The 25,187-nt window shown below is 44.9% G+C and carries 28 protein-coding genes; all 28 read right to left on the bottom strand.

Going from position 1 to position 25,187, the window contains the following annotated elements; all coding sequences use genetic code 11:
* Positions 1-27 precede the first annotated feature (27 nt).
* Positions 28-915, bottom strand: a complete 888-nt coding sequence (locus ACFVQB_RS02090) for a MinD/ParA family protein (protein WP_379434788.1) — start codon at positions 913-915, stop codon at positions 28-30.
* Positions 912-2,270, bottom strand: a complete 1,359-nt coding sequence (gene flhF / locus ACFVQB_RS02085; protein WP_379434786.1) for a flagellar biosynthesis GTPase FlhF — start codon at positions 2,268-2,270, stop codon at positions 912-914. Before flhF ends, ACFVQB_RS02090 begins: the two co-directional genes overlap by 4 nt.
* Positions 2,267-4,300, bottom strand: a complete 2,034-nt coding sequence (gene flhA / locus ACFVQB_RS02080; RefSeq protein WP_379434783.1) for a flagellar biosynthesis protein FlhA — start codon at positions 4,298-4,300, stop codon at positions 2,267-2,269. Before flhA ends, flhF begins: the two co-directional genes overlap by 4 nt.
* A 25-nt stretch (positions 4,301-4,325) precedes the next feature.
* Positions 4,326-5,408: a flagellar biosynthesis protein FlhB gene (gene flhB, locus ACFVQB_RS02075; RefSeq protein ID WP_379434780.1), complete on the bottom strand. Its 1,083-nt coding sequence runs from the start codon at positions 5,406-5,408 to the stop codon at positions 4,326-4,328.
* A 23-nt stretch (positions 5,409-5,431) separates the two neighbouring features.
* Positions 5,432-6,220 carry a flagellar biosynthetic protein FliR gene (fliR, locus tag ACFVQB_RS02070; RefSeq protein ID WP_379434777.1) on the bottom strand — a complete coding sequence of 263 codons (789 nt, stop codon included), beginning with the start codon at positions 6,218-6,220 and terminating at the stop codon, positions 5,432-5,434.
* A gap of 10 nt (positions 6,221-6,230) precedes the next feature.
* Entirely contained in the window at positions 6,231-6,500 is a 270-nt protein-coding gene (fliQ, locus tag ACFVQB_RS02065) for a flagellar biosynthesis protein FliQ (protein ID WP_024630226.1), read from the bottom strand.
* Between the two features lie 25 nt (positions 6,501-6,525).
* Positions 6,526-7,281 (bottom strand): flagellar type III secretion system pore protein FliP, encoded by a 756-nt coding sequence (gene fliP, locus ACFVQB_RS02060; RefSeq protein ID WP_063566400.1) that lies wholly within the window; start codon positions 7,279-7,281, stop codon positions 6,526-6,528.
* Positions 7,278-7,817 (bottom strand): flagellar biosynthetic protein FliO, encoded by a 540-nt coding sequence (locus tag ACFVQB_RS02055; protein WP_371121409.1) that lies wholly within the window; start codon positions 7,815-7,817, stop codon positions 7,278-7,280. Before ACFVQB_RS02055 ends, fliP begins: the two co-directional genes overlap by 4 nt.
* An 8-nt stretch (positions 7,818-7,825) precedes the next feature.
* The gene (locus tag ACFVQB_RS02050; RefSeq protein ID WP_017689175.1) at positions 7,826-8,191 is read right to left on the bottom strand and encodes a response regulator; all 366 of its coding nucleotides are present in this window, start codon (positions 8,189-8,191) and stop codon (positions 7,826-7,828) included.
* Positions 8,192-8,219: 28 nt separating this feature from the next.
* Positions 8,220-9,482: a flagellar motor switch phosphatase FliY gene (fliY, locus tag ACFVQB_RS02045; protein ID WP_379434772.1), complete on the bottom strand. Its 1,263-nt coding sequence runs from the start codon at positions 9,480-9,482 to the stop codon at positions 8,220-8,222.
* Positions 9,472-10,470 carry a flagellar motor switch protein FliM gene (gene fliM, locus ACFVQB_RS02040; protein WP_024630222.1) on the bottom strand — a complete coding sequence of 333 codons (999 nt, stop codon included), beginning with the start codon at positions 10,468-10,470 and terminating at the stop codon, positions 9,472-9,474. Before fliM ends, fliY begins: the two co-directional genes overlap by 11 nt.
* 39 nt (positions 10,471-10,509) lie before the next feature.
* Positions 10,510-10,968, bottom strand: coding sequence for a flagellar basal body-associated FliL family protein (locus ACFVQB_RS02035; RefSeq protein WP_090895979.1), 459 nt, complete (start codon positions 10,966-10,968; stop codon positions 10,510-10,512).
* The gene (locus ACFVQB_RS02030) at positions 10,968-11,189 is read right to left on the bottom strand and encodes a flagellar FlbD family protein (RefSeq protein ID WP_024630220.1); all 222 of its coding nucleotides are present in this window, start codon (positions 11,187-11,189) and stop codon (positions 10,968-10,970) included. The genes ACFVQB_RS02035 and ACFVQB_RS02030 overlap by 1 nt, the downstream gene beginning before the upstream one ends.
* 66 nt (positions 11,190-11,255) lie before the next feature.
* On the bottom strand, positions 11,256-12,074 hold the full coding sequence (flgG, locus tag ACFVQB_RS02025) for a flagellar basal body rod protein FlgG (RefSeq protein ID WP_379434770.1): 819 nt from the start codon (positions 12,072-12,074) through the stop codon (positions 11,256-11,258).
* 82 nt (positions 12,075-12,156) lie between these two features.
* Positions 12,157-12,540, bottom strand: a complete 384-nt coding sequence (locus ACFVQB_RS02020; protein ID WP_076289509.1) for a TIGR02530 family flagellar biosynthesis protein — start codon at positions 12,538-12,540, stop codon at positions 12,157-12,159.
* A complete protein-coding gene (locus ACFVQB_RS02015) occupies positions 12,537-13,082 on the bottom strand; it encodes a flagellar hook capping FlgD N-terminal domain-containing protein (RefSeq protein ID WP_379434768.1) in 546 nt (181 codons plus the stop codon). The genes ACFVQB_RS02020 and ACFVQB_RS02015 overlap by 4 nt, the downstream gene beginning before the upstream one ends.
* A gap of 19 nt (positions 13,083-13,101) precedes the next feature.
* The gene (locus ACFVQB_RS02010) at positions 13,102-14,481 is read right to left on the bottom strand and encodes a flagellar hook-length control protein FliK (RefSeq protein WP_379434766.1); all 1,380 of its coding nucleotides are present in this window, start codon (positions 14,479-14,481) and stop codon (positions 13,102-13,104) included.
* Positions 14,482-14,523: 42 nt separating this feature from the next.
* Positions 14,524-15,459, bottom strand: coding sequence for a MotE family protein (locus ACFVQB_RS02005; protein WP_379434764.1), 936 nt, complete (start codon positions 15,457-15,459; stop codon positions 14,524-14,526).
* A gap of 42 nt (positions 15,460-15,501) precedes the next feature.
* On the bottom strand, positions 15,502-15,954 hold the full coding sequence (gene fliJ / locus ACFVQB_RS02000) for a flagellar export protein FliJ (protein WP_379434762.1): 453 nt from the start codon (positions 15,952-15,954) through the stop codon (positions 15,502-15,504).
* Positions 15,955-15,965: 11 nt separating this feature from the next.
* Positions 15,966-17,285: a flagellar protein export ATPase FliI gene (gene fliI, locus ACFVQB_RS01995; RefSeq protein WP_379434760.1), complete on the bottom strand. Its 1,320-nt coding sequence runs from the start codon at positions 17,283-17,285 to the stop codon at positions 15,966-15,968.
* Positions 17,272-18,132 carry a FliH/SctL family protein gene (locus tag ACFVQB_RS01990; protein ID WP_379434758.1) on the bottom strand — a complete coding sequence of 287 codons (861 nt, stop codon included), beginning with the start codon at positions 18,130-18,132 and terminating at the stop codon, positions 17,272-17,274. The genes fliI and ACFVQB_RS01990 overlap by 14 nt, the downstream gene beginning before the upstream one ends.
* Entirely contained in the window at positions 18,125-19,141 is a 1,017-nt protein-coding gene (gene fliG / locus ACFVQB_RS01985) for a flagellar motor switch protein FliG (RefSeq protein WP_053783792.1), read from the bottom strand. Before fliG ends, ACFVQB_RS01990 begins: the two co-directional genes overlap by 8 nt.
* 11 nt (positions 19,142-19,152) lie before the next feature.
* Positions 19,153-20,736, bottom strand: a complete 1,584-nt coding sequence (gene fliF, locus ACFVQB_RS01980; RefSeq protein ID WP_379434756.1) for a flagellar basal-body MS-ring/collar protein FliF — start codon at positions 20,734-20,736, stop codon at positions 19,153-19,155.
* A 137-nt stretch (positions 20,737-20,873) separates the two neighbouring features.
* Positions 20,874-21,185, bottom strand: coding sequence for a flagellar hook-basal body complex protein FliE (fliE, locus tag ACFVQB_RS01975; protein ID WP_024630209.1), 312 nt, complete (start codon positions 21,183-21,185; stop codon positions 20,874-20,876).
* Positions 21,186-21,249: 64 nt separating this feature from the next.
* Positions 21,250-21,702, bottom strand: coding sequence for a flagellar basal body rod protein FlgC (flgC, locus tag ACFVQB_RS01970; RefSeq protein ID WP_379434754.1), 453 nt, complete (start codon positions 21,700-21,702; stop codon positions 21,250-21,252).
* A 5-nt stretch (positions 21,703-21,707) separates the two neighbouring features.
* The gene (gene flgB / locus ACFVQB_RS01965; RefSeq protein WP_053783790.1) at positions 21,708-22,115 is read right to left on the bottom strand and encodes a flagellar basal body rod protein FlgB; all 408 of its coding nucleotides are present in this window, start codon (positions 22,113-22,115) and stop codon (positions 21,708-21,710) included.
* 988 nt (positions 22,116-23,103) lie between these two features.
* Positions 23,104-24,504, bottom strand: coding sequence for an ATP-dependent protease ATPase subunit HslU (gene hslU, locus ACFVQB_RS01960; RefSeq protein ID WP_379434752.1), 1,401 nt, complete (start codon positions 24,502-24,504; stop codon positions 23,104-23,106).
* A 138-nt stretch (positions 24,505-24,642) separates the two neighbouring features.
* Entirely contained in the window at positions 24,643-25,185 is a 543-nt protein-coding gene (hslV, locus tag ACFVQB_RS01955) for an ATP-dependent protease subunit HslV (protein ID WP_024630205.1), read from the bottom strand.
* Positions 25,186-25,187 lie beyond the last annotated feature (2 nt).

Below are 25,187 nucleotides of genomic sequence, written 5' to 3'. Positions count from 1 at the left end.
TCCACCCCTGTTTCCTTTATTCAGAAATCATGTTGTCCGCTTTAGCCACTTTTTCATAAATCCTCTGATTCCTGTCAAGGTTTCGGATTCCGGAGCAGCAGGTGCAGCCAAATAGTGATGTGCGAGTTTCTCTATATCCCTAGAAGCTTTTGCATTTGGATATGCCAGACTGTATGGCACTTGCCTTTTAACTGCCTTTACAACCTGGGCATCTTCGGAGATATATCCAAGCAGCGGGATATCGATCTGTAAAAATCTCTTTGCCACTCCAGCTATTTTATCCGCCACCCGTTCCGCCTCTTGCTGGTCTTCAACCCGGTTAACGATCATCCGAAAGGGTGTGGCATTTTCCTGGCCATGCATAACTTTAACTAAAGCATAAGCATCGGTTATTGAAGTCGGTTCAGGTGTGGTGATGATCAGGCATTCATCGGCTGCACCGATAAATTTCATATTTTCTCTGGAAAGTCCTGCCCCTGTATCAAAAATGACATAGTCCATCTCCTGTGCAATCTCTTCAACTTGTCCAGCAAAAAACTCCAGATCTCGATCTGACAATGAGAACAATTCTTTCATCCCCGAACCTCCGGCGATATAAGGCAACCCGCTTGCACCAAGCTGTATGATTTCCTGTATGGATTTCTGTCGGTATAACAGATGGTACAGATTATAGGGAGAAGAGGTTCCCATTAAGACATCGATATTAGCCATCCCTATATCTGCATCAAACACCAATACCTTTTGCCCCATTGCCTGTAAGCTCAGTGCAAAGTTAAGTGTGAAGTTGGATTTACCCACCCCTCCCTTTCCACTGGCAACGGTTATGATTTTGGAGGAGCGTGAATTAAGTCCCCTTCCCTCCACTCCGTTAGGCATGGAGACCATACTTCTGAGTGAGGCTGCCTGGTCCTTCATCGTACAAGCTCTCCTAACAATTGTTTGGTCAGAGAATCCGCATCAGGCTTGAGTAGATCATCCGGCACATTTTGTCCGTTAGCCACATAAGCAAGTTTAAGTGGAAAACGATGCAACAGGTTAAACATCGGGCCACAGCTTCCTGTCTCATCCATCTTCGTAAAAATGACCTTATCCAACCCATATTTGCTGAAATGCTCCGTAATTTGAACCATATCAGCACTTTTAGAGGTCATGCTCAAAACCAAAAAGGTTTCACTATTTTCCACAGGAGCGAGTAAACTTTGCAATTCTGAAACAAGCAACTCATTTCTGTAGTTTCTTCCGGCTGTATCCATGAAGATCAGATCACATTCCTCAAGACGGGAGATCGCACGTTGTGTATCACCTGGGGATTGTACGACCTCAAGCGGGACATTTAAAATGGATGCGTACGTTCTAAGTTGTTCTACCGCTGAGATACGATAGGTATCTGATGTGATGAACCCTACCTTTCGCTGATTGTTGAACATCTGTTCAGCAGCCAGCTTGGCTATGGTCGTTGTTTTACCAACGCCAGTTGGCCCAGCTACATATACAATGCGTGTGGTCGGCAAAATGCCCACGTCGATACGTTTCTCCAAAAAATGTGATATTTCCAGTTGAACTGCTTGAACAGCTTCTACTTCATTTAATTCTTTTTCAGAGAGCTTCGTCAGAACAACGTCAAACCAAGATTCCCATACTTCTGGCCAAATGTCTTGCTCCATCAACCTTTCTCGAAGAGCATGAAACTCCTCTGGTAACGGGGCTGCTGAAGTTCCTTGCTTAGACAACTTGGTCATCATCAGTTTGAGCTCCTGCAATTCAGACATCAGTTGGTCTTGCTGCTGCGGATCGTTCGCCTGCTCCTTCTGCCCAATGGCAGATGTTAAACCCGAAAAATCCGCCCCTTGCGGTCGCGGTTTATGCTCGATACTCAAAGAAGATCTGCCATTGCTCATGTCTGAACCGAGTTTACTCGATTCAGACATAGCTGTGACATCCGTAGTTTTCTCTCGCACATTTTTTTCAGCGATATTCGCAGCCGATTCGTCAGAAGCAACGACAAACGAGCGAGCCGTTTGTCGATATGCTTCAGGTACAAATGCGCGAGGTACGGGTGTAAATTGGTTTTGTACTTGATTTGTAGCCTGTTTTTTTTCTTCCTTATCTACAGCTGCTACAACTTCGATCCTTTTCTTTCGGAACATTCCCAGCACACCGCCCACCTTGATTTCCTTGGTGGACAGAATGACGGCATCACTTCCCAGGTCTTTGCGAATTTGAAGCATAGCTTCGGGCATGGTTTCAACGACGTATTGTTTTACTCTCATAAGTTCACCACCCCGACACTTTGGATTTCAACATTCGGTTCCAACTCACTATAGGAAAGCACTGGTATGTCCTGCATGGTGCGCTCAATCACCTGACGAAGATACATACGAATGGTTGGAGAAGTTAATACAACTGGCTGCTGGCCCGACTGGATCAATCGATTAACTTGTTCAGTCAACTTTTGATATACACTTTGTGTTGAAGCCGGATCCAATGCAAGGTAACTGCCTTGATCGGATTGCTGCACACTCTCGGCAATTTTCTTCTCCAGACCAGGTCCAACAGTGATTACTCTAAGCGTTTCTCCTTTTTGGGAGAATTGCTGGGTAATCTGACGAGAAAGGGATTGTCTCACGTATTCCGTCAGTACATCCGGGTCTTTAGTATACGTTCCGTAGTCCGCCAGTGTCTCAAAGATTGTAACCATATCACGAATGGAAACTTTCTCACGCAGCAACTTGGCGAGCACTTTCTGTACATCTCCGATGGACAGGACGGATGGGATGAGCTCGTCCACCAGCGCAGCATAATTCTCTCTGAGATTATCCACAAGTGCTTTGGTTTCTTGTCTGCCAAGTAACTCATGCGCATGCTTCTTAATCAATTCAGTCAGATGTGTGGCTACAACTGAGGGAGGATCTACCACTGTATATCCTGCAAGTTCAGCTCTGTCTTTGGTTACTTCATCTATCCATAACGCCGGAAGACCAAAGGCCGGCTCTGTCGTTTCGATTCCTGTAACAGATTCTTCTTCATACCCCGGACTCATAGCCAGATAATGGTTCAACAACAGTTCTCCGCCGCCAACAACATTACCCTTGATTTTGATGACATATTCATTCGGTCTTAATTGGATATTATCCCGAATCCGGATAACGGGAACGACTAACCCCAGTTCAAGAGCACACTGCCTACGAATCATAATAATCCGATCCAATAAGTCCCCGCCCTGTTGATTGTCTGCCAGAGGAATCAAACCGTAACCAAATTCAAACTCGATAGGGTCCACCTGAAGAAGGTTAATTACACTCTCCGGACTTCTAACTTCTTCGATCTGCTGCTCCTCTTCCATTTGCTCCTCTGCCTCTTGCTTCTGATTCAGATTGTTCTGCATCCTCCATCCGGCAAAAGCCAGCAACCCTGCAAGGGGCAACGTTGTAATAGTATGAATCGGCGTGAAAAAACCAAGCATCGCTATTACAAAAGATACAATATAAAGGAGCGTCGGGTATGTAAACAATTGCCCCGTAATGTCATCGGCCAAGTTCCCTTCCGATGATGCTCTTGTTACAATAAGACCTGCTGCTGTAGATATCAGGAGTGCAGGAATCTGACTAACCAGCCCATCCCCAATCGTCAATACGGAATAGGTGGATAGCGCATCGGCAAAAGCGAGACCATGTACCGTCATCCCGATGATAAAACCACCAATAAGATTGATCAGGAGAATAATGATACTTGCAATAGCGTCCCCTTTTACAAATTTACTGGCTCCATCCATGGCTCCGTAAAAATCAGCTTCGCGTTCAATTTTGGAACGGCGTTCACGTGCTTGCTGCTCGTTGATCAGGCCTGCATTCAAATCTGCGTCGATACTCATCTGTTTACCTGGCATCGCATCGAGGGTGAATCGTGCTGCAACTTCAGCTACACGCTCCGATCCCTTCGTAATAACGATAAACTGAACAACAACGAGAATCAGAAACACGATAAATCCGATGGCTATCTGTCCGCCAGCGATCCAGCTACCAAAGGTAGCGACTACCGATCCTGCGTTTCCTTGACCCAAAATCAGTTTTGTTGTTGATATGTTGAGTGCTAATCGAAACAACGTCGTAATCAGCAGCAATGCAGGAAAGATGGAAAATTGCAGTGCTTCTTTGCTGTTCATTGCAACAAGCAGTATCATCAGTGCAAGTGAGATATTGATGACAAGCAACATGTCCAACAACCAGGTTGGGATCGGGAGAATCATCATCAACACGATGCCGATGATACCCGCAAGGACAGCTATATCTTTTATTTTCAATGGATGTACGGCCTCCGATCCCCTGTTATTTCGTTCTGCCCTTTAATTTATATACATAAGCCAGCACTTCGGCTACCGCTTGAAACAAATCAGCCGGTATGGCGTCACCAATCTCGGCTCTCTGGAACAATGCCCGTGCCAGCGGCTTGTTTTCCATTGTAATGACACCGTGCTCTTTGGCAATTTCCTTAATACGCAAGGCAACATAATCCTGACCTTTGGCTATAATCTGCGGCGCTTCCATCTCCGACCCTTCATACTTAAGCGCAACGGCAAAGTGAGTCGGGTTGGTGATAATCACGTCCGCTTTGGGAACTTCCTGCATCATGCGCTGAACAGCCATACGACGTTGACGCTCCCGGATTTTCCCCTTGATCAGAGGGTCACCTTCCATTTTTTTGTATTCGTCCTTGATGTCTTGCTTGGACATCCTAATGTTTTTCTCGTAATCATACTTCTGGTACATATAGTCGAGTACGGCAAGTACTAACAGGGCTACTGCAATCTTGATTCCCAAGTTTAAGGTGATTGAAGCAGCAAAATGCAGAATCGCATCCAATGAAAAATGAGACAGTGAAGCAATATCTGACTGATACCCTGTGATTGTACTGTAAACCAGAAAGCCGATAATCGACATTTTCATAATGGATTTAGCAAACTCCACCAAAGAACGAAGAGAAAAAATGTTTTTGAACCCTTTAATCGGGTCCAACTTTTCCAGTTTCGGCTTTAAACCCTCTCCTACAAGCAGGAAACCTACCTGCATATAATTGACGATTAACGCAACAAGTACCGCACCGAGCAAAGCAGGAGCAAGCAACAGCATTACCTCGATACCATATCGCATCATCAGAGCGACAACATTCTCCCCAGTGACCTCCATACTCAGCCGATTTATGAAGATGTCCGTAAACAGTCGAACCATACGTTCTTTGTAAAAGTTACTGAACATCATCATGATCAAAAAGGTGAACAGGAGAATGGATGCGCCGGACAGCTCCATACTTTTGACAACCTGTCCTTTTTTTCGCGTATCCTGCCTCTTTTTCGGGGTAGCCTTCTCTGTCTTCTCCCCTGCAAACATCTGGAGGTCGAGTTGATATTTCATTCGAATCTTGTCCTCCGTTTCACTCAGCCCGGCCTTTGTCCAATGGTCCCAAGCAAGTTTTCCATAGATCTGAACATTACTTCGAACAATTGACTAAACACAAAGGCAAAACTGGGAACCAACAAAAGCAAAATAGCAAGCCCAACGAGTACTTTAAGTGGCATTCCGACGGCAAATACGTTAAATTGAGGAGCCGTCTTCGCCAAGAATCCCAATCCTACATCTGTCAAAAACAGAGCAACTACAATCGGCGCAGACATCTGAAAAGCCAACATAAATGATTGGCCTAATGTACGCACCAAAAATTCAGCAATACTTCCATCTGCCAATCGTAGAAAGAATACATTCGACAACGGAATCCAGCGATAACTGTATACAATGGCATCGAGCAGATAATGATGTCCGTTCATTGTCAGAAAGAGCAATACCGCAAAAGCATATTTGAAGTTACCAGTAAGCGGTGCAGATGCACCTGTCATTGGATCATATACATTGGCCATACCAAAACCGATCTGAAGATCAATAAAGGTTCCTGCTGTCTGTATAGCCGTCATTAACAGATAAGCAACAAAGCCTAGGAGCAAGCCAATCAATATCTCTCGGATAACCAGCAGGATATAACTCAGATCTGTTGGTACAACCTGGTCTATGCCGTATACCATATACACAGTCAAGGTTACAAATGCCGATAAACCAATCTTAAGAGAATTCGGCACATTCCGAGCCGAGAAGACCGGCGCAGTTACAAAAAATGATGCTATTCGACAAAACATAAGCAGAGCGACAGGAAAACTTTGCAACAATGTCTCCATCTGCAACAGCCTACCCTATGTATCTGTATAAATTATCGAGAATGTTATACGTGAAATCGACCAGTATATTCAATATCCAAGGACCAAACAAAAGTACTGCCAGAAGTACAGCAATGATCTTAGGCACAAAGGCCAGGGTTTGCTCCTGAATTTGAGTGGTTGCCTGAAACACACTGATAATGAGTCCTACAACCAGAGCTAGAATAAGCATGGGTGCGCTGGCCAGCAGTGAAGTATAGACCGCTTTCCCGGCCAGACCGATAATAAACTCCGAAGTCATGACCGTCCTCCTTTAATATGCCGGCTCAAGTATTAAAACTCAGCAACAGTGACTTCACGACCAGATACCAGCCATCGACAAGTACAAATAACAGTATTTTAAAGGGTAATGAGATCATAACAGGTGGAAGCATCATCATCCCCATAGCCATGAGTGTACTCGCAACTACAATGTCTATAACCAAGAATGGAATAAAGATCATGAATCCCATCTGGAATGCTGTCTTCAACTCACTGATCGCATATGCCGGTACCATCACAGTAATTGGAATATCCTGGTATGTGCTAGGCTTTTCGGTTTGATTGTACTTCATAAACAGCAGCAGGTCTTTCTCCCTAGTGTGGGAGAACATAAACTTCTTCATGGGATCCGCAGCTTTTTCCAACGCTTCGGTTTGTGTGATGTCTCCCTTGAGATAGGGCTGAAGCGCTACTTGATTAATGGAAGACAACGTCGGTGACATGATGAAAAGTGTCAGAAAAAGCGCCAAACCGACCAGCACCTGATTGGGTGGCATTTGCTGCGTACCCAAGGATGTCCGCACAAAACCGAGAACGATAACAATCCGGGTAAAACTGGTCATCAGTACCAGCAAAGCTGGTGCTATACTAAGTACCGTGATCAATAGGATAATGGACAGTGAACTCGTGCTTGGTGTGCCCCCATCCCCGTTTCCAATTTGAATATCAATATTCGGAATCGGTTCGGCAAAGGCAACAGTGACGGAGGCCAGACTGATGAGTCCTATGAAAAAACACGCTAACCAAATCTTTTTCTTCATGAATCCCTCGACCGATCTGTAGTATTGTCTTCTTCCAGGACCTTCTCCATCTTCTCTTTACGGTTAGGCATCTGCCGAAGTTTAGATTCAAACAGTTCGTGAAAAGAAGTTGTATCCTCGAGTTCCATTTCTCGCGGCGGTTCATCTTTGCGCAAGCGGGCTGCCAGCTTTGCAATGAGAGGCGAAAGGCTTCCCTGTTGTGCTGAAGCATCCCGTTCAAATGAATCAATGATTCGCTGTGCCTCTTCAAGATCCGAAACCTTATCCACCAGCTGTATGTCATCACCCACACCGAGTAGATAAACGCTACCGCCAATTTCTATAATTTGCAGCGACTTGTTTGGTCCCAGTCCGACCCCACCCAAAATACGAATCGTGCCGTTCCGGAACCATCGCTGATTCCGCTTGTTTAGAAAACGAATCAGATAGACTATAAGAACCAGAATGACGGCCAGGACAACAATCACCCATACAAGCTGAAAATAATAATTGACTCCCGTGCCCACATCATCTGGAATCTTATCCTGAGCCATCATCATTTCTCTTAAACGCCCAGCGTTTTGCTGATTGCTTCGATAACCCGGTCAGATTGGAACGGCTTCACGATGAAATCTTTAGCTCCGGCCTGGATTGCATCAATAACCATCGCTTGTTGACCCATCGCAGAGCACATAATCACTTTTGCGTTGGCATCAATTTTTTTGATTTCTTTCAAAGCTGCAATACCATCCATCTCAGGCATGGTAATATCCATTGTGATCAGATCAGGACGAAGCTCCTTAAACTTCTCAATTGCTTGTGATCCATCCTGTGCTTCGCCAACGACCTCGTATCCGTTTTTGGACAAAATGTCCCGGATCATCATTCTCATAAATGCAGCGTCGTCCACGACTAAAATTCGGTTTGCCATCTTGATTCAAGTCCTCCCTAAATTGTGCTTATTGTAATTTCTGAATTCGGTCCCATTGGCTTACGATATCTATAACACGAACACCAAAGTTTTCGTCGATTACGACAACCTCACCTTTGGCAATCAACTTGTTATTTACCAAAATATCGACAGGTTCACCGGCCAGTTTGTCCAGCTCGACAATTGAACCTTGTGACAGTTCTAAAATATCCTTAATTTGCTTCTGGGTCCTTCCTAATTCTACGGTGACTTTAAGGGGAATGTCCATCAATAAATTCAAATTGTTTTCGTCTACCTGGCCGAACGCCCCATTTTGCAAATTGGCGAATTGAACCGGTTGTACGTTTACATTCCTGTTCGGCACACCGCCGTAATGCTGCGGTACACCATAAGGTTGCTGCGGAGGCATGCCATAAGGCTGCTGTGGCGGCATTCCTTGCGGCATCCCCATCGGAGCCTGTCCATAGCCATTATAATCTTGAACAGCCGGTTGTTGCGCCTGTGGCGGTATCTGTTGCTGAACCGGAGGTTGCTCAGGGGCTACCGGTACTGCTGCCGATGCTGGCGCAGGTGTAGATGCAACTGGTGCACTAGCAGTAGACTCTTGGGCGCCTCCAATCAACATCTCTACCATTTCTTTGGCAAAATGCACTGGAAGCAGCTGCATGAGATTGGAATCAATCAGATCACCGATCAACAGACGGAACGATACTTGGATCAACGTCTCATCTTCTGGAAGATTGCTGACTCCCTCACCACTTTCCATATTGAGAATATCAATTCCCGGAGGAGAAATATTCACAAAACGGTTAAAGATTGTCGACATGGAAGTAGCAGACGAACCCATCATCTGATTCATCGCTTCCTGTACTGCACTGATATGGATTTCATTCAGTTCTTCATCAACCGGATTTCCTTCGCCGCCAAGCATCAGATCGGCTATGACTTGAGCATCCCGTTTTTTGATGACTAGCGAGTTGATCCCTTCAAATCCATCCACATAATTCACATGGACTGCAACATGAGGCTTAGGAAATGCTTCATCAAACTGTGTCCGACTGATGATGGACACCTTAGGTGTTGTAATATCTACTTTTAGGCCCAATAGCGTGGACAAAGCTGTCGCCGCACTACCAAATGTAATGTTACCAATCTCCCCCAAGGCATCCTGTTCCAGCTCGGTCAAAAAATCATCAACTGTTTTCTCAGCCGGTTCCGAACTGTTCATCGATTCCGATTGTCTGAGCAAAGCATCGATTTCTTCTTGGGATAAATAATCCTTACTCGTCAAATTCTTCAACTCCTTCGGTGACAATCTTGTCTATTTGCACAGCCACACGATCCTTGATCGTTCCCGGGCTACCCATATACTTCAGCCTGTCTCCAACTTTAATGGACAGTCCCTCATCAACAGGTTTGTTCAACGTAATGACATCGCCAACCGACAGACCCAAAAATTCGGCAATCGAAATCCTGGATTCTCCCAACTCCGCAACGACGGGCAATTTGGCTTTGTTCACACGCTCTTTGAGAGCATCATATTCTTCCGGAGCTCTCGTCTTTTTCTCCGAAACAAACCACTGATGAGTCGACAACCGGGACATAATAGGTTCAAGAACGACATGCGGGATACACAAATTGATCATGCCTGTGGTGTCACCGATTTTGGTACTCAGTGAGATCAAAGCAATGGTCTCATTGGGGGATACAATCTGCATAAATTGCGGATTGGTCTCCAGTGCTTCCATCCTTGGCGAAATATCCAACACAGTCTTCCATGCTTCCTGCAAACTCTCAAACGCACGGCTGAAAATCCGCTCCATAATCGTCGTCTCAATTTCCGTCATCGATGCGATCTTTGTCGGTGCATTTCCTGTTCCGCCAAGCAGACGATCCAGCATTGCATAACCCACGTTGGGATGAACCTCCATCACCATCCGTCCCTGTAATGGCTCCGCCTCAAATATGTTCAATATCGTCATCTTCGGAATAGAACGGATAAACTCATCATAAGGCAACTGTTCAACCTGAACGACATTGATCTGAACGAACGTCCGCAGTTGGGCTGAAAAATAAGTGGTGAGAAAGCGTGCAAAGTTTTCGTGAATACGGGTCAAGCTTCGAATATGATCTTTGGAAAAACGAACCGCCCGCTTAAAATCGTACGATCTAATTTTCTTTTGAGTTTCTTCCTTTTTCAATTCCTCAGCATCCATCTCACCAGAGGAAAGGGCAGCTAATAGGGCGTCAATCTCATTTTGTGATAATACATCCACCATGTTCTCACCCCCTTACAGATTTACAGCGTGTCCTGTTCATTACATTGGCGCCATCACAAAAGCAGAAAAACTAGTGCTAGCCAGCTTACCTTCTGGCAAAGCTTCATTAATAAGCTCGGTCAATTTTTTATTAAATTGAATACGACCTTTCGCTGTAGCCAGCTCATCAGACTTGGTATCCGCAAAAGTCTGGATGATGATAGGCTTCACCGTAATTTCCTTGATTTTCTCAAAATCTTCTTTAGCCTTTTTGTCGGATAATTTGAAAGAAAAACTTACAACTACAACATGGTCTATATCAGCCAAATTGGTTTTAATTTCTCCAAGCTCAGAGGAAACTGCAACAATCTCATCCGCAGTCATCTTCTTCTCTGCAGCAGCTGCCGTATGTGTATCAATCTTATTCCCGTTCTGTCCTTGCATAAATACAAACACAACCACCACAATGAGTGTTATAGCTAGCAAGCTTGTTGCAAGCCAAGGCAACATCTTTTTCATCAGGACTCCTCCGTTTGCTGCACTTTAATAGTGGCTGCCTGAACCCCGATTTCACGGTTGTAATCTTTAATTTTGGAAATAACCTCATCGGCCTTCTCAAGCACAATAAGTCTCTTTCCGGTTACCAGAGTAATATACGTGTCTGGTGTCTCTTCCACAATTTCAACCATCAGCGCATTTAACCACATGGGAGAACCATTTAACCGCGTAACCGAAATCATGCTAAGCCCCCTCGATCAGAGTGGAGGAGCAAGCTCCCCCACGCATTAAAAATTGCTAATCAGTTATTAACGTTTCAGGTTTACAACTTCCTGAAGCACTTCATCGGATGTTGTAATGATCCGCGAGTTCGCCTGGAATCCACGCTGAGCCACGATCATCTCTGTGAATTCACCTGTTAGATCTACGTTGGACATTTCAAGTTGTCCTGCAATAATTGAACCAGTTCCATCTTCTGCACTATTGGCTGTCAAAGGTTCAAGCGCTCCATCTGGATTGGCATTTGCAGTCATGCGATACAGGTTGCCCCCGATTTTTTCAAGTCCCTCCGGATTAACTACTTTACCGATCCCAATCTGTGCACCCGGTTCTATAGTTCCGTCAGCCATGGTCTGGTTGATCGTTCCATCCTGACCAATCGTGAATGAAACAACATCGTCTGGAATAGTAATGTTGCCGCCACCACTGTCCATTACAAACAGACCGTCTGAAGTCAGCAGGTTTCGTGCCGCATCAACGTGGAAATCACCGGCACGAGTGAGGTAGGGAACTTCCTGGTCTTCACTCAATCGTACCAGGAAAAAACCATCTCCATTAATACGCAAATCTGTTGGATTGTTTGTTGTCATAGGACTTCCTGCAAGATGCAATGTGTCAATAGATCCTACAGATACACCCAAACCAATTTGCTTCGCATTCACACCACCGGTTGGAGTATCAGTCGGTGCAGTCACCCCTGCAGTGGTTTGGCTCATAATATCTTTGAACATGACACGACTACCTTTGAATCCAACCGTATTTACGTTCGCAATATTATTACCGATAACATCAAGTTTCGTTTGAAAACCCCGCATCCCGGAAACGCCTGAGTACATTGATTTCAACATTTTTTAAAAATCCTCCCAGCCTTAATTTGGTTACCGCTTCAGTCGGTCAGCGGCATTCCGGCTCCCGAGAAGGGCCAGCCGGTCAAGAAATGATTACAGCACTGTCAATCTGGGTGAATACATTATCCTTCATGCTTTCACTATCCATGGCTGTAACGACAGTGCGATTTTTGACGTTAACGATAAAAGCCATATCTTTCATCAAAATCAACGATTCCTTGGCTCCTTTGGCAGCAGCCTTATCCAGGGCATTTCCAATCTGCTGCATCTGCTCAGTCTTGAGTTCAATACCGCGCTGTTCCAACCTTTTGGCAGCATGATTACTCAATTTCAGAAGATTGTCTTCCAATACCTGTGCAAAAGGACGTTCAGGTACATTGGACGCTTCTCCCGCTTTGGAGCGATTAAGCAAATTGGGTGTAATTGGGCCTGTGTAAAGTTGGCCTACTGTTATCCGATCACTCATAATGTGGTTCCATTGTCTTCAGGCTGCGCTGCTGGTTCTGGTTGCTTGTTTTCGTTCGTTACAGCTGGATCTGCAGCGTTCTGAACTGGAGTTTCATTTTCCTCAGCCTGTGTTGGATTAGTTACCTGGATAATTTCATCCAGCTTGATTTCGTCATTGCCTACTTTAGCGTACTGAACACCATCTCGTACGATGATGGAATCCACAATGCCTTGACGGAGGGTTCCGTTATCCTCTTTATTAGAAGAAAGCCAACTGATCTCGCGGCCAATCATGCCAGACACTGTCCCAAGAGACTGATTCAAAGTCTTGAGCTGAGACGAGATATTCACCAGTTGTTCTACCGAACTGAACTGAGCCATCTGTGCGATAAATTCCTTATCTTCCATTGGCTGCATCGGATCCTGATTTTGTAGCTGAGTGATCAATATTTTAAGAAACTGATCCTTGCCCAGCTCCTTTGTTGCAGCACTTGTTGTAGCTTTATTCGCTGCCGAATAGTTAGGCCATGTATTATTGGTTGAAATCGCTTCATTAGCCATATTTTCACCTCATTCCTGATTAAGCCTCTGCTGTAAACGTGTCTCTTCGCAGGTCATTTCCTTCCTCATGCTCACTGCGCCAGTTGCGCAATTCTTCCTGGAGAGTTGCTGTAGTTACAGCATCATCCGATTGTTCCTCACGTTCACGTGAACGACGTTGCTGCTGAGAATTGCTTCCTGGCTGGCGTCCACCATCCTGGTACATTTGTGAACCAAGTGAGCTGTTCTGAGTAACCTCAAGTCGTTCCACTTGAATGCCTTGAGCTTGAAGCGAGCTACGCAGTTGCACCATTTGCTGTTCCAGCATGTCTTTCGCCATCGTATGCTCGGTCATAAACCGTGCAACCAATTGTCCGTTTTGCAAAGTAATCTGCACATCCAGCTTACCCAGATGCTCCGGACGTAATGAGATAGTTGCTTCCGAAAATCCCTTTTGTTGCACAATATCCAGCTTATTCACAACAAACTGTGTCATCTCTTTTGCAAACTGGGATGCTTGCATGACAGGCTCAGCCGGTTTACCTGCTGACGTACCTGATGAACGTAAGGACAACTCTCCTGCCGTAATGATACTTGAATGGTCCACTTCTCCGACTTCATTTGCTGTAGGCGTTGAGTCCGTTTCAACGGTAACTTTAGTTCCAGTATTTGAAGCCGCCGCAACAAGAACTTGTGGTGCCACTGAGTCTTGCTTGGACGTTTGAACGGGATTCGTTGGAGCTACTTGCACAGCCTGATCCTTAGCCACCGCTAATGTATCCAGAATGGATTTAAGTTCAGTCCACCCTTTGTTAAGACTGGTGTCAACGCCAGCATCTTGCAGCTGACTTTGAAGAGATTGAAGCAGGTGCTTGAATTCTGGAGCATTCTTGACAACTGTACTATCCGGCTCATTCATACCCGCAATTAACTGTGAAAGCACATCTTGTAATACAAAGCGCACTGCTGCTGGATGTTCCGCCAGATCAATTGCTGATGCTGCATTACCAGTTTCACTTGTAGGCTCATCAGAACCTTCGGCTTGAATACCCGAATTAGCATCTAATTGAGCGTACATCTGCTGAATCAGACTTTGTAAATCCCCTAGTAGTGACGGATCATTTTCCAAAGCTTCATCTAACGAATCCAAATCTGCGAATAACGAACTCAAGATATCGGTGATCGATGTTTGTTCTCCGTCTTCACTAGCTGCAAAGGTAAACATAACCGGAGTCGCTGTTAAGTTCCCTGCTGCAGCCGAGCTGTTCTCCGCCGTTGCACCACCATTCAATGATTGGGCAAGAGTTTGTAGAAAATCACCGCTACCAGCTGTTGCACCTTTGGATCCAGTTCCAGCTGTCTGTGCTGCTCCTGTTGTCTTGGCGGATGATGTGGATGTCATTTGATATACAATCGACATTTGTTTTCACCTCCTCTCCGTAGTAAGCAGACGCTACTAATCTTACTTGTTACCCATTAATTTATTTAATATCTTTGCAGTTTCAACCGAATTCTCAGTTGACATATTTTCAAGCAATTGAGATCGTGTAGCATCGTCGACAGAATTCAAAATGGTCAAGGTTTTGTCCGGACTCAGCTTGTATGTTTCGAGCAACAGCTTAGCCCCACTAGAGGCCGACATGGAAGCAAACGTTTGACTAAGCTGATTTTTATCCAAGTTTTTGGAGTTAGTTGTAGACGCCGTTGATGTCGTTGCAGTCTCTTTCTTTAAGCGAGATTGCAGTGCATCCAGGGCCAGGTCACCGGATGGTTTAGCATCCTTCATCATCATCGTGACATCAGCCGCTGTTTTTGGGTCCATCTTCTCCAGTACCTTGGTTCGTGCAGCCGATTGCATCGCACTAAGAAGCAGCACCATCTCTTCATTCGTCATATTTTGCATAATCGGCGCGGCCTTACTGGGACTCATGTTCGCATACATCTTCGCCAAATCTTTAATTTGTTTCTGATAATCAGACTCGGTCTCTGGATTCTGCGCAGCGGATTCAGCAGCTTTTTCCGCATCATCCAATTTCTTTTGCAAATCGCTTGCTTTCTTCGCCTCTGTGGTCGTGGCATCCTTCGCTGCTTTGAGCTCTGTTTCTTTCTCACTTACTTGTGCCTTCAGCTTATCTATTGTCGCTTCTGCACTCTCGACCTGCTGCTCGCTCTTCTCCAGTTTCTTTTTCTCCGGATCTAGCACAGGATCAGGTACCCAGTCCTTCACGACAGGAATTTTGTTAGCTACTTCAAGCAGGTTGTTGCGAATATCTACATTAAATAGAGTGAGCAATACACCTAACAAAACCACAGTAAACACAATTGGGATTGAAATCATCAAGAACTTTTCCCAACCGCCGCTCGACTCTTTTTCCATATCTGTGTCTTTAACAGCCATTGTTCTTTCCTCCTTCACGAGACAACTTCGCGTCCGGCCACATCAATTCGCGCGTCCGGCTTTGGCAGCGAAGCGTACAGTAGCCATCTCGTCCAGATCATTCTGTTCCCGGAGGAGCATGTCCTGCTGAAATTTGATTTTGGCCTTGTCTCTCGCCCCAAGCCATACTTTTTCGTCCATCATTTTGCCGTTCAGAAACGTCTGATTCCGTTGCACATTGACCTCAGCATGTCTGACATCACTACTTTTGCGTGAAATGCACTCGTCAAGGTGATGGACATACCGCTGCATCTCCTGCAAGCTGGATACGGAAGCCGTACTTTCCGTAGCGGATTGAATGACATCAATCAGTTCCTTTTTATCATTCAATAGTTGTAAAAGATGCTCTTCCTCTGTCTGAAGTTTCCCGATCGCTGTGGATAACATCCACTCCGCTTGCGTTTTTTCATTGCTTTTCAGGTCAACAACCTTCTGGAAATGATATCGAAATTTCATCGTTTACCCATTCATCTCCTTGCAAATTCAAGAATCAAACGTTCCTGCACTTCACTCAGCGTTACTTTTTCATCGACTTTCTGCCTTGTAAAATTCCAGATGCTATCAATCTGGTCTATCGATTCATCAATGGCAGCATTAGAACCTCTTTGATAAGCCCCAATGTTGATTAAATCCTCTGATTCCTTGTACACAGCCATCAGTCTCTTCATATTATTAACGGCTTCCAGCTGCTCTTCAGGAGCAATATCCTTCATAACCCGACTAATGCTCGCAAGCACATCAATGGCAGGGAAATGACCTTTGTTCGCGATGGACCGATTCAGTACAATATGACCATCCAATATACCTCTCACCGCATCTGCAATCGGTTCGTTCATATCATCCCCGTCGACAAGGACGGTGTAAAAAGCCGTAATCGAACCTGTGGGTCCAGTCCCCGCTCGCTCAAGCAACTTGGGTAAACTCGCAAAAACAGAAGGAGTATATCCTCTCATTGCAGGAGGTTCTCCCACGGCAAGTCCCACTTCCCTCTGTGCCATGGCATAACGTGTAACGGAGTCCATCATCAACATGACATTCATGCCCCTGTCTCTGAAATACTCCGCAATCGTAGTTGCAATGACCGCGCCTTTGATTCGAATCAGAGCAGGTTGATCAGAAGTAGCGACAATAACAACAGATCGTTCTAGTCCTTCCGGACCCAGATCCCGTTCAATAAAGTCACGAACCTCACGACCCCGCTCCCCAACCAAAGCAATTACATTGACGTCTGCTGCTGTATTGCGGGCGATCATGCCCATCAGCGTACTTTTACCAACACCCGATCCGGCAAATATGCCGACCCTCTGTCCTTTGCCAACCGTCAACAGACCGTCAATGGCTCTCACACCTACACCCATCGTTTCAAGTACCCGTGGACGGTCCATAGGATTCACTGGCGTATTGGATGTGGAGTACATCGGCATTCTGGAGGGTAACAAGGAACCGTCCAAAGGTTGTCCCAATCCATCTAACACCTTACCAAGCAATTCTGATCCAACCTGAACCCCAAGTGGTTTACCCGTTCCGACGACATCACATCCAGGACCAATAGATTGAAGTTCACCGAGTGGCATGAGCAATACTTTGTTATCCCGAAACCCGACAACCTCTGCCTGAAGTGGCTTGGCAGATTTTCCGGGGTAAATGTAACATACATCACCAATGCTAGCATCTGGACCTTCAGACTCAACCATAAGACCAATGACCTGAGTGACCTTACCGTTAATGCGAACGGGATCAAATTGCTTAAGATGTTCCATGTATCGCTGTGAGCTAAGAATCTTCATGTTGATTTTTTCGCCCCTCATCCTCAAGTGCTATGCGGATCAGTTCTTTTTTAATCTCAGCGAGCTGGGTATCAATTCGGGCATCTACGCTTCCAAACGACGACCGTATAACACATCCCTTGTCTTTTACCGTAGCATCAGGCAAAATCTGCAATTCTGCCTGAGAGTCAATTGCCATAGCCAATTCTTCACGTGCGGCCTGCACAAAAGAAAATTGATCAGATGCCACGCATAAGGTGATCATCCCCTGTTCCCGTTTGCGAGACAAACTCTGACGAATCAGTTCAAGCGTGTGTTCCGGTTCAACCGAGAGCTGTTTGTCAATTACCTTCTCAGCAATTCCACAGGCAAGATCCACAAGGAAAGGCTCTGCTTCCTGAATAATCTGATCTTTGGCAACGTAAGCTTCTTCAAGCACCCCACGGGCTTCCTTCATCATCTCTTCGATCTTCACCTGGAGATCCAGTTCAACCTGTACTTTGCCTTCTTCAAAACCCTGCTGGAAACCTTGTGAACGAAGCGCTTCAGTCAGATGTTCATCCTGCTGACGCTGCTCCTGCCACCAGCTATCAATCTGTTCACGGGCTTCTTGAAGCAATCGCTCCGCTTCCTCCGAAGCTTCACGTACCTGCTTTTCTGCAAACTCCTTGGCATCCTCCAGCATCTCCGCGGTAAGACGTTGTGTTTCTTCGTCCACGCGTGCCTGAAACATCTCTGCTTCAGAACCTTCAGCACGTTCACCATCTAACTCTGCATCAGACCCCGGTCCACCATAATGATGATGATTTTCGAGTCGTTTGCGGTCATCGACCGGTACATACTGGAAAGATTTAATCAAATTAGACAATGATATCATCTCCTCCACCGCGAGCGATAATGATCTCACCAGCTTCTTCCAATCTTCGGATCGTTCCTACGATACGGGTCTGAGCTTCCTCAACATCACGCAACCGAACGGGTCCCATAAATTCCATTTCTTCCTTGAATGTCTCGGACATCCGTTTCGACATGTTCCGGAATACAGCATCCCGTACTTCTTCGCTGGCCACTTTGAGTGCCAACTGCAAATCTGCGTTGTCGATATCCCGGATAATGCGCTGGATCGAACGATCGTCCACATTGACGATATCTTCGAATACAAACATGCGTTTTTTGATTTCTTCTGCAAGTTCCGGATCTTGAATTTCCAACGAGTCGAGGATAGTACGTTCCGTACCACGGTCGACGCCGTTCAAGATCTGAACGATGGATTCAATACCACCCGCATTTGTATAATCCTGCGTAACAGTAGAAGATAATTTCTGTTCGAGCACCCGCTCCACTTGAGAAATGACTTCCGGAGAAGTACTGTCCATAACAGCAACTCGGCGTGCTACATCGGCCTGCTTCTCTTGTGGTAACGAGGATAAGATTGCTGCTGCTTGCTCAAATTGCAGATATGATAACACTAGAGCAATCGTTTGCGGGCTTTCGTTCTGAATGAAGTTCAATATTTGATTCGGATCCGCCTTACGCGCAAAGTCAAATGGTCTAACTTGCAGCGTAGCCGTCAAACGGTTAATAACTTCAAGTGCTTTTTGCGACCCGAGTGCTTTCTCCAGAATTTCTCTCGCGTACGTAATACCACCCTGAGAAATATACTCCTGTGCCAGACAGATCTGGTGAAACTCAGACATAATCATATCTTTTTCGGAAGCATCCACTTTGCGAACATTGGCAATTTCCAATGTCAGTTGTTCAATCTCCTCATCACGCAGATGTTTGAAGATTTGCGCGGATACTTCCGGACCTAATGTAATCAACAAAATTGCTGCTTTTTGTCTTCCAGTCAGACCTTGACTGCTTGCCTTCGCCAATGCGTTCACCTCTATTCGTCAGCCAGCCACGTACGCAGCAGATTGACGAATTCGTCTGGCTTTTTCTTGGCCAAACTCTCCAATTGTTTGCGCACTTGACTTTCGTTCGTTACACTGTCCAACGTAATGGACGGAAACTCTGTTGCTACCGGAAGAGGAATGTCCTCTTCTTCTATTTCGTTTTGTTTGCGACGACGGCGTACTAACAAAATAACAACCGCTGCAATCAGTGCTGCCACCAATGCTCCTATGCCCCACATCATTCCTGTGGAAAGCTGGAAGCCTGTATTTGTTGCCGCAGCAGTCTGGAAACCTTGAGACATTACCGAAACTTTTTTGGTCAAGTCTGCGTCACTTATTACAGTACCTGAGTCCGCCAATGATGCACGAACAATGTTAACCAAAATATTTTCAATCGCATCCCGGACCGGTGCTTGTAATTCGGTTTGTCCTGCCGGTGGTTCAACCGCGACGTTAATGGTTAAATCTTTTACAGTATATGGACTGGAAACGATATCTTTAACAATTCGGTTGACATCGTAGTTTTTGGTGCTGGATGTTTCTTCCGAGGTTGAGTTGCCTGATGCATCCGATGATGGATAACCCGGAACTTCCTCTTGACCTGTGCCAGCAACGCCACCTGTTGGATTGCTTGCTCCAGTGTAGCTCTTTTGAATCTCTTGTACACTGATCTCGATGCCTTTCATATTATCTACATCGACCGGCGTAACCAGGTTTTCTTTCCGCGTTTCCTTGTCAAAATTAAGCTTGGAAGCAACCAGAACATTGACGTTCTCGTCACCCACAATCTGGGAGAGAAATTGTTTCACGTTATTGCGAACATCATTTTCGAATTTCTTCTGTAACGCCATGTTCTCTTGAACTTCAGAAGATAATCCCCCGCTACCACCTCGGGCCGTCGGAATCAGTTCCGCTTCATCCGTGTTCGTAATCGTTATGTTTTCAATAGGTAGATTGGGAATGGCTGTCTTGACCAAATTAAAATATCCATCTACCGCAGCCTGATTAGGGTGATAACCCGGTTTAAACTGCAGGGCCACCGATGCTGATGCTTTATCCTGTTCTTCTAGGCCAGCAAAGATATTATCTTTTGGCATATTCACCAGTACTTTAGCATCCTGTATGCCTTGCATCCGTTGAAGCAACTGCTCCACTTCTCCGTTCAATGCATTGTTATACTTCACATCGAACTCTTTATCCGTCATCCCGATTGGAGATGATGACTCCTCGAATGACTTATATCCTAATGAACCATTCTGAATAATTCCTTGTGATCCGATATTTACTTTTGCAATAGCAACATCCGTACTTGGTACAGATATGGTCTTGCCGTCTGCACTTAATTTGTATGGAATACTCGATGAATCAAGATAATTAATGACGCCTGCAGAGTCACTTGCATTCAAATCCGTGAAAGCAACTTCATATTCCGTCTTTGACAATTGCATGGTTAGTACAACTGCAGCCAAAATTAAAAACAGGAAGGTGGAAATAAATAATACTTTTTGCTTTTTGCTAAAACTATTCCAATACTGGGATGCCTTATCCCTGTACTGGGCAATTCTCTCATTCACTCTGTCACCCCATCCGAAACTTTGCTTGGTCTGTCCTTCCGCAATCTCTATAGGTTCTAAAGTTTAACGGTCAGGAGCAGCATCGCAGCTGCTTGTTGTAGTAATCAGCGCTGTTGTCGAAGCGCAAGTAAGCCAATTTACAATTGCGTACGCATAATCTCCTGATATGCTTCGACTACTTTGTTTCGGACTTGAGTCGTAAGTTGCAGACTCAACAGGGCCTGTTCAGAAGCGATCATCACCTGATCAACATTCACTTTTCCAACCAGGAATTGGTTTGACATTTCATGTGCTTGGGTCTCCTGTGCAGCTACAGACCCTAGCGCATCCTGTAAGTATGTACCGAAGCTCTGAATGGTTTCGGCTGGTGTAGATGGTTTACTTTGTGCAGTACTTTGCATCTGAAGCGGTTGAATCCCCTGTGTGCTAAACATGTTGTTCTGAATCATTAATGTCCCTCCCTTTCAATTCTGTTCTTTGGTTTTATGGATATTTCCACCGTTAAGCCGTTAACTAGGCTCTTCCAATCTCCAATGCCTTGGATATCATTGCTTTGGTTGAGTTCAAAGCTGTGACGTTTGCTTCATATGAGCGTGAAGCTGAGATCATGTCCACCATTTCTTTCGCGATATCCACATTAGGCATGTACACATACCCCTCAGCGTTGGCATCTGGATGTGAAGGATCATAGACCGGTTTCAGAGGCGACTGATCTTCACGGATCTCTGATACCCTAACTCCCTCTCCAGACCCACTGCTTTTCATCTGATTTTGAAGCAAACTGTTGAAGGAGGTTTTATTGGGTTCAAGCACAACCATCTTGCGCTTGTAAGGAACCGCCTCGCCGTTGGCTACACTCGCGCGCGTCGTCTCCGCGTTGGCAATGTTGGAAGATATAACATCCATCCGCAAACGCTGAGCTGTTAGAGCCGATGCACTGATACTGAAACTGTTACTGATGTTCACCTAAGTTATCTCCCTTCGACTCCAACACGCATCATTTTGATCTGTTCATTCACTTGCTGAATATAAGCGTTGTAGCGCAGCTGGTTCTCCGCCAGAAGACTCATTTCTTTGTCTACATCGACGTTGTTCTGGTTGTTATTCATGGAAGTTGACTGATCCATATTAACTACTGGTGTAGGTATGGAAGAGGAAGGACCTATGACAAAATGCCTTGAATCCGTTACTTTCCCTTTAAGAACAGGCATATCTCCATTCATTTGTTCCTGTAGCATTTCTTCAAAAGCAACGTCCGAACGCTTGAAATACGGGGTGTCCGCATTCGCAATGTTGTCAGCAATTGTTCGTTGTCTAATGTTGGAGGCATCGAGTGCACCTTGTAACCTTTGAAAACTAATATCATTCAAAAGATTCATAATCGCCCTCCTCTCTTTAGAAATTATGGAAATAGATTCAATCTTTTTCCGTCAGGATGCTCATGTTTTTTCGACAAAAAACATTCGCTTTTACACGGTTTTCTAGGACTTAAGTAGAATTAACTCTGATGTTGTCGTATAACATAAGTTTCTTCGAGATTGGGATATATTACAATAAGAAAAAAGCCCTATCTTTTCTGAAAGACAGAGCTTTTTGTGTATTTTCTGCAAATTATGAATTTTTCCGTAAATGTCGGGGCCCAAAACAAAAATAAGCTTAAGTGCTCTATAGGAGCTCTTAAACATTCTTAAAATTTATACTATGCTTCAACACGTTTAAGCACATCATAATAATACAAACCTGAAATACATTGAGATGCTTCAATCTGTTTTTCGCTAGAAATATTTACCGATATAATAAGCTTTCTTATCGATTCAACTACGCTCTTTGATCTTCAATGAAATAGATAATTGACAAAATATCCATATTGAATTATTTGATTTTACTGAATTTTCCCAACACTTTTTTAACATTTATCTCTCGTATGCAGATTTTGATGAACCGATAAATTTTTGTCGCATCTGCAATGCAATCAAATTCATATTTTGCGCATTTACGCAAACCCCTCTTCTCTCAGTGATTAAACCGATATCCAGACTTGGAAAAAATAAATACTTTTATTGGAATTTTTAGAATTATAAATTATTAGCTCCCACCGTGGCGACAATCTTAAATACATTATCTCTGCGGCACAAGTCCTAGATTATCTTTCGTCTTATACAACTCCATCTCTTTTATCGGTTACAATACTGCATTATATTAGGCTAAAACAAAAATAAACGGCATACAGATGGATTGAATAAAGTCTACTACAGTCAGAACCAGGACCGAATATCCTATTTCCGTGTAGTCGTTTGATCTTTATTCATCCATTGTATACCGTCATTCATACTTCAAACACGCTCTGAACAGAGCTTTACACCTATGTTACAAGATATATTGACTTAAATCACGATCAAGTGCAATGTCATTCAATTTCTCACGAACATATTCCGGAGTGATTACCATACGCTCCAGGGTAAGTTCCGGCGCTTCAAAAGACAGATCCTCAAGAAGTTTCTCCAGAATGGTATGCAGACGCCGTGCACCGATATTTTCGGTATTCTGATTCACGGACTCAGCCAGCTTGGCAATCTCACGAATAGCATCATCCGAGAACTCAATCTCAATATTCTCCGTACGCAGCAAATCTACATACTGCTTGGTTAACGCATTTTTAGGTTCAGTGAGGATTGATACAAATTCATCAAGCGTCAGACTGTTCAGTTCTACACGGATCGGGAAACGCCCCTGGAGCTCTGGAATGAGATCCGAGGGTTTCGCTACGTGAAATGCACCGGCTGCCATAAACAAGATGTAATCCGTTTTGACAGGGCCATACTTGGTCATTACCGTAGATCCTTCCACTATTGGCAGAATGTCACGTTGTACACCTTCACGGGATACATCGGGGCCGCTACCGCGTCCTTGACTGGCCACTTTATCAATTTCGTCAATGAATATGATACCTGTCTGTTCCGCCCGGCGGATGGACTCCTGAGTAACATCATCCATATCGATCAACTTGCCCGCTTCTTCCTGAATCAACACTTTGCGAGCTTCCTTAATCGCCAGTTTACGTTTTTTGGTACGACGAGGCAATAAACTGCCAAACATCTCCTGCATGTTCATCCCCATCTGATCATTTCCTTGACCAGCGAACATGTCCATCATGTTAGGCGTGGTATCTTCCACATCAATCTCGATAACGTCATCTTCCAGCTTGCCAGATAACAAATCGAATTTAATTTTGCGTCGCCGTTCGGCTACTCCCGTATCCGGTTCTTGCTCATCGGCCTCTGGCGTGTTGTTGCCATTATTGCCAAAAATCATTTCAAACGGATTCCGTTGATTTTTGGATTTGGATTGTGAAGGGGCCAAAATATGTACAATCCGTTCATTGGCAGCCTCTTCCGCTTTGTCCTTGACTTTTTCTGTACGCTCCAGCTTGACCATCCGCAGCGATGTTTCAATCAGATCACGAATCATAGATTCCACGTCACGGCCAACATAACCCACTTCCGTAAACTTCGTAGCCTCCACCTTTACGAATGGAGCTCCTACCAACTTAGCCAGTCGGCGTGCAATCTCTGTTTTACCAACACCAGTAGGTCCAATCATCAGAATATTTTTAGGTACAATATCATCTTGGGTATGTTCGGGCAAAAGGCTACGGCGATAACGATTGCGAAGGGCGACCGCTACCGATTTTTTAGCCTGTTTTTGACCTACAATGTACTTATCAAGCTCTGCAACGATTTGTCTTGGCGTTAATGCTTGAGTATCCATATAGCTTCCCTCCTACCAGTATGCGAACCTTGTTTATGAGATAGAATGTTATAAATCTTACCTACAAGGACAAAGAATCTCCACGAATTAACTGGAGCCGATTTAATCATCATGCCCCATCACGGGAGATTGCTTTCCTTATAACTCTTCAACAATAATATTATTGTTCGTATATACACATAACTCTGAAGCAATCTGGAGTGATTCACGAGCAATGTCTTTCGCTTCCAGATCCACTGCATGACGTTTTAACGCACGCGCAGCAGATAAGGCGAAGTTCCCACCTGAGCCAATCGCAATAACGTCATCATCCGGCTCGATAATTTCGCCCCCACCAGAAATCAGCAGCATACCCGTTTTATCCATGACAATCAGGAGTGCTTCCAGTTTGCGCAAAATCCGATCCTGGCGCCAATCCTTGGCAAGCTCTACCGCTGCCCGCTGGAGATTACCATGGTGCTCCTCCAGCTTACCTTCGAATTTCTCAAACAACGTAATGGCATCTGCTACGGAACCTGCAAAACCAGCCACAACCTGTCCACGATATAAACGTCTTACCTTTTTGGCTGTATTTTTCATTACAACACTTTGCCCCATGGTCACCTGACCATCACCGGCAATTGCTGCTTTGCCATTATGACGAACTGCACAGATCGTTGTAGCATGAAATGACATATCCATGA

It is taken from the genome of Paenibacillus sp. NPDC057886 (assembly GCF_042796655.1).
GTDB lineage: Bacteria > Bacillota > Bacilli > Paenibacillales > Paenibacillaceae > Paenibacillus.
The sequence above is the reverse complement of the archived record's forward strand: the minus strand, read 5'-3'. Positions and strand labels throughout refer to the sequence as shown.

Coding starts and splice junctions, on each gene's coding strand:
- ACFVQB_RS02090 (WP_379434788.1), bottom strand. CDS start 915: ATGAAGGACCAGGCAGCCTCACTCAGAAGTATGGTCTCCATGCCTAAC.
- flhF (WP_379434786.1), bottom strand. CDS start 2,270: ATGAGAGTAAAACAATACGTCGTTGAAACCATGCCCGAAGCTATGCTT.
- flhB (WP_379434780.1), bottom strand. CDS start 5,408: ATGAAATATCAACTCGACCTCCAGATGTTTGCAGGGGAGAAGACAGAG.
- fliR (WP_379434777.1), bottom strand. CDS start 6,220: ATGGAGACATTGTTGCAAAGTTTTCCTGTCGCTCTGCTTATGTTTTGT.
- fliQ (WP_024630226.1), bottom strand. CDS start 6,500: ATGACTTCGGAGTTTATTATCGGTCTGGCCGGGAAAGCGGTCTATACT.
- fliP (WP_063566400.1), bottom strand. CDS start 7,281: ATGAAGAAAAAGATTTGGTTAGCGTGTTTTTTCATAGGACTCATCAGT.
- ACFVQB_RS02055 (WP_371121409.1), bottom strand. CDS start 7,817: ATGATGGCTCAGGATAAGATTCCAGATGATGTGGGCACGGGAGTCAAT.
- ACFVQB_RS02050 (WP_017689175.1), bottom strand. CDS start 8,191: ATGGCAAACCGAATTTTAGTCGTGGACGACGCTGCATTTATGAGAATG.
- fliM (WP_024630222.1), bottom strand. CDS start 10,470: ATGGTGGATGTATTATCACAAAATGAGATTGACGCCCTATTAGCTGCC.
- ACFVQB_RS02035 (WP_090895979.1), bottom strand. CDS start 10,968: ATGAAAAAGATGTTGCCTTGGCTTGCAACAAGCTTGCTAGCTATAACA.
- ACFVQB_RS02030 (WP_024630220.1), bottom strand. CDS start 11,189: ATGATTTCGGTTACGCGGTTAAATGGTTCTCCCATGTGGTTAAATGCG.
- flgG (WP_379434770.1), bottom strand. CDS start 12,074: ATGTTGAAATCAATGTACTCAGGCGTTTCCGGGATGCGGGGTTTTCAA.
- ACFVQB_RS02020 (WP_076289509.1), bottom strand. CDS start 12,540: ATGAGTGATCGGATAACAGTAGGCCAACTTTACACAGGCCCAATTACA.
- ACFVQB_RS02015 (WP_379434768.1), bottom strand. CDS start 13,082: ATGGCTAATGAAGCGATTTCAACCAATAATACATGGCCTAACTATTCG.
- ACFVQB_RS02010 (WP_379434766.1), bottom strand. CDS start 14,481: ATGTCGATTGTATATCAAATGACATCCACATCATCCGCCAAGACAACA.
- ACFVQB_RS02005 (WP_379434764.1), bottom strand. CDS start 15,459: ATGGCTGTTAAAGACACAGATATGGAAAAAGAGTCGAGCGGCGGTTGG.
- fliJ (WP_379434762.1), bottom strand. CDS start 15,954: ATGAAATTTCGATATCATTTCCAGAAGGTTGTTGACCTGAAAAGCAAT.
- fliI (WP_379434760.1), bottom strand. CDS start 17,285: ATGAAGATTCTTAGCTCACAGCGATACATGGAACATCTTAAGCAATTT.
- fliE (WP_024630209.1), bottom strand. CDS start 21,185: ATGATTCAGAACAACATGTTTAGCACACAGGGGATTCAACCGCTTCAG.
- flgB (WP_053783790.1), bottom strand. CDS start 22,115: ATGAATCTTTTGAATGATATTAGTTTTCAAAGGTTACAAGGTGCACTC.
- hslU (WP_379434752.1), bottom strand. CDS start 24,504: ATGGATACTCAAGCATTAACGCCAAGACAAATCGTTGCAGAGCTTGAT.
- hslV (WP_024630205.1), bottom strand. CDS start 25,185: ATGGATATGTCATTTCATGCTACAACGATCTGTGCAGTTCGTCATAAT.